This is a genomic window from Angustibacter speluncae (assembly GCF_054777815.1).
In genome coordinates this window covers 1-2410 of sequence record NZ_BAAHAF010000039.1, presented here as the reverse complement: position 1 = coordinate 2410, position 2410 = coordinate 1, and the positions used below count along the sequence as shown (strand labels likewise).

Annotated in this window: 2 protein-coding genes and 1 pseudogene; all 3 read right to left on the bottom strand. The window is 71.9% G+C overall.

The annotated features are described in order from the left end of the window. Positions 1 to 169: pseudogene (locus ACYVKY_RS04445) on the bottom strand (peptide chain release factor 1); the annotation flags it as partial. A 78-nt stretch (positions 170 to 247) separates the two neighbouring features. Next, positions 248 to 475 (bottom strand): 50S ribosomal protein L31, encoded by a 228-nt coding sequence (gene rpmE, locus ACYVKY_RS04440; protein ID WP_460433790.1) that lies wholly within the window; start codon positions 473 to 475, stop codon positions 248 to 250. A 197-nt stretch (positions 476 to 672) separates the two neighbouring features. Continuing rightward, positions 673 to 2410, bottom strand: a 1738-nt coding sequence (rho, locus tag ACYVKY_RS04435; RefSeq protein ID WP_460433789.1) for a transcription termination factor Rho, incomplete at its 5' end; no start/stop codon positions are given.

Below are 2410 nucleotides of genomic sequence, written 5' to 3'. Positions count from 1 at the left end.
AGGCGGCGTGCGCGGAGACCAGCCGGTCGAGCTCGGCGTACCGGCGTCCGAGCGACCGCGCGGCCGCGGGGTCGGCGTGCACCGCGGGGTCGGCGAGCCGGCGCTGCAGCTCGGCGTGCTCGGCGAGCACGGGCGCCAGCGCCTCGAAGGAACCGCTGACCTCGGACACGACGACCTCCTCGACGACCCCCGGACGGACGACAGCGCCGGCGCTCCCGTGGACGGGTGCGCCGGCGCTGCGGAGCCGCTACTTGCTCTCGGCCTGCTCGGCCTTCTTGCCGTAGCGCGCCTGGAAGCGCGCGACGCGGCCGCCGGTGTCGAGCAGCTTCTGCTTGCCGGTGTAGAAGGGGTGGCACGCGCTGCAGACCTCGGCGGTGATCTTGCCGGAGGTGGCGGTGCTGCGCGTCGTGAACGAGTTCCCGCAGCTGCAGGTCACGCTCGTCTCGACGTACTCGGGGTGGATGTCGCGCTTCATGGGGGAGGCTCCTTCGCAGATGGCCGCCGGGTCGTGCTCACCCCGGGTGGGTGGCGCGTGAACCGGAGCCGACCTGACAGTGTGCCAGGCACCGGGTGGAGCACGAAATCGGCCCGGTTTGTTCCCCGCCGGACGCGGCGAGCGCCCGCCCCCGGTGCGGGGACGGGCGCTCGCGACGCCGGGCGGGACGTGCGGTGTCAGTCGTCCTTGCCGTTGCCGGCCAGCGGCGTGGTGGTCTTCTGCACCTGCATGAGGAACTCGGTGTTGCTCTTGGTCTCGCGCAGCTTCGACAGCAGCAGCTCGATCGCCTGCTGCGAGTCGAGGGCGGTGAGCACCCGGCGCAGCTTCCACATCACCGACAGCTCCTCGCGACCGAGCAGGATCTCCTCGCGGCGCGTGCCCGACGCGTTCACGTCGACCGCCGGGTAGACCCGCTTGTCGGCGAGCGAGCGGGAGAGCCGGAACTCGGAGTTACCGGTGCCCTTGAACTCCTCGAAGATCACCTCGTCGGCCTTGGAGCCGGTCTCGACCAGCGCGGTGGCGAGGATGGTGAGCGAGCCACCGTTCTCGATGTTGCGCGCGGCGCCGAAGAAGCGCTTCGGCGGGTAGAGCGCCGACGAGTCGACACCACCGGACAGGATCCGGCCCGAGGCGGGCGCCGAGATGTTGTACGCACGGCCGAGGCGGGTGATGCCGTCGAGCAGGATCACGACGTCGTGGCCCATCTCGACCAGGCGCTTGGCCCGCTCGATCGCCAGCTCGGCCACCGTGGTGTGGTCGCTCGCCGGGCGGTCGAACGTGGACGCGATCACCTCGCCCTTGACGCTGCGCTGGAAGTCGGTGACCTCCTCCGGGCGCTCGTCGACCAGCACCACCATCAGGTGGACCTCGGGGTTGTTCACCGTGATCGCGTTCGCGATGGCCTGCATCATCATCGTCTTGCCCGCCTTGGGCGGGGAGACGATGAGGGCGCGCTGGCCCTTGCCGATCGGCGCCACCAGGTCGAGGACCCGGGTGGTCAGGATGTTCGGCTCGGTCTCCAGGCGCAGCCGCTCCTGCGGGTACAGCGGCGTCAGCTTCATGAAGTCTGGGCGGGCCTTGGCCTGCTCGACGGTCTGGCCGTTCACCGAGTCGACCCGCACCAGCGCGTTGAACTTCTGCTGCCGGCTGCTGCCGCCGCCCTGCTGCTCGCCCTCGCGCGGCTGGCGCACGGCGCCGACGATCGCGTCGCCCTTGCGCATGCCGTGCTTCTTCACCTGGCCGAGCGAGACGTACACGTCGTTCGACCCGGGCAGGTAGCCCGAGGTGCGCACGAAGCCGTAGCTGTCGAGCACGTCGAGGATGCCGGCGACGGGCACCAGCACGTCGTCGTCGCTGACCTCCGGCTCGTCGGCCATGCCGCCCAGGTCGTTGCCGCCCCGGCCGCCGCGACGCTTGCGGTCGCGGTAGCGGTTGCGCCGACGGCGGCCGCCGCCGGCCTCGTCGTCGTCGTCCGGACCGGTGTGCCGGTTGTCGTTCCGGTTGTCGTTCCGGTTGTCGTTCCGGTTGTCGTTGGACCGGTTGTCGTTCCGCTCGTTCCGGTCGCTCCGGTTGTCGTTCCGGTCGCCACGCTCGGTGCGGTCGTTCCGGCTCTCGTTCGACCGGTTCTCGTTCGACCGGTTCTCGTTCCGGTCGCCCCGCTGCTCGTTCCGCTGCGTCCGCTCGCCGCGGTCCTGGCCGTCCTGGCGCTCTGCCCGCTGCTCGCGGTCGGGACGCTCCTGGCGCTCGGTGCGCTCCTGGCGCTCCGTGCGCTCGGGCCGGTCCTGCCGCTGCTCGGTGCGCTCCTGGCGCTGCTCGGTGCGCTCCTGGCGCTGCTCGGTGCGCTCGGCGGCCGGGGTGTCGGCCTGCACCGGGAGCTCGCCCTGCGCGGGCGAGCCGGCGGCCGCGACGGCGCGG

Excerpts from the sequence above, each read along its gene's own strand:
- rpmE (WP_460433790.1), bottom strand. The coding sequence starts at position 475 with ATGAAGCGCGACATCCACCCCGAGTACGTCGAGACGAGCGTGACCTGC.